Origin of the sequence: Streptomyces sp. CT34 (assembly GCF_000805335.1) — a bacterium.
GTDB lineage: Bacteria > Actinomycetota > Actinomycetes > Streptomycetales > Streptomycetaceae > Streptomyces.
In genome coordinates, this window is sequence record NZ_KN708638.1 from 3,402,853 (window position 1) to 3,404,000 (window position 1,148).

Annotated in this window: 1 pseudogene; it reads left to right on the forward strand. The window is 78.1% G+C overall.

From position 1 onward, the window contains the following. Nucleotides 1–72: 72 nt before the first annotated feature. Nucleotides 73–1,148, forward strand: a pseudogene (locus RZ84_RS42305) (glycosyltransferase); the annotation flags it as partial.

A 1,148-nucleotide genomic window follows, 5' to 3' on the forward strand; every position in this document is an offset into this window, starting at 1 on the left:
GCACCACCTCCCCCCAAAGCCTGACCAACCTCAGCCCGACCACCCTCCGCCCCCGACCCGAGGCCGCATACCGTGCAGATCCTGATCACCGCCGCCGGCTCCCGCGGCGACGTCGCCCCGTACACCGGAGTGGGCGCCCGCCTCCGGGACGCCGGCCACCACGTCACCCTCGCCACCCACGACACCTTCGCCCCCCCTGGTACGCGCCGCCGGCCTGGACTTCCGCAGCCTGCCCGCCGACCCGCGCGCCACCACCGGGCAGCACCCGGACCCGGCCCCCACCACCCAACGGGCCCTGCTGCGCCGGGCCGCCGCCTTCATCCGCCAACTCGGCACCGGCATGGCCGAGGCCGCCGTACCCGGCACCGACCTGCTGCTCCTCTCCACCACCACCGCCCCCTCGGCTGGCACCTGGCCGAGGCGCTGGACATCCCCTCCCTCGGCCTCGCCCTCCAGCCCACCGCCCCCACCGGCGACTTCGCCCCGGTCGTCAACGGCAGCCGCTCCCTGGGCCGTTGGGGAAACCACACGGCCGGCCGGCTCGCCCTCCGCGTCGTCGACCGCCTGCACGCCGACGCCGCCCACGACCTGCGCACCCGCCTCGGCCTGCCGCCCACCACCCCCCGTGCGGTCCGCCGCCGCACCGAGGCCGCCAACTGGCCCGTCCTGCACGGCTTCAGCGAACTCCTGGTCCCCCGCCCCCGGGACTGGCGCCCCGGCCTGGACGTCGTCGGCCCCTGGTGGCCCCACCTGCCCGCCGGCTCCGAACTCCCCTCCCCCCTGGAGGACTTCCTCGCCGCCGGCCCGCCCCCGGTCTACATCGGCTTCGGCAGCATGGCCGCCGGCGAGGGCGAACGCCTCGGCGCCCTGGCCGTACGCACCCTGCGCCGCGCCAGGCTCCGCGGCATCCTCCAGTCCGGCTGGGCCGGCCTCACCGCCCCGGACGCCACCACCCCGGACATCCTCACCATCGGCGAGGTCCCGCACGCCCTGCTCTTCCCCCGCGTCGCCGCCGCGTCCACCACTGCGGCGCCGGCACCACCGCCGCGGCCCTCCGCGCCGGCATCCCCACCGTCCCCGTCCCGGTCACCGCCGACCAGCCCTTCTGGGCCGCCCGCCTGCACACCCCGGGCGCCGCCACCCCCCCC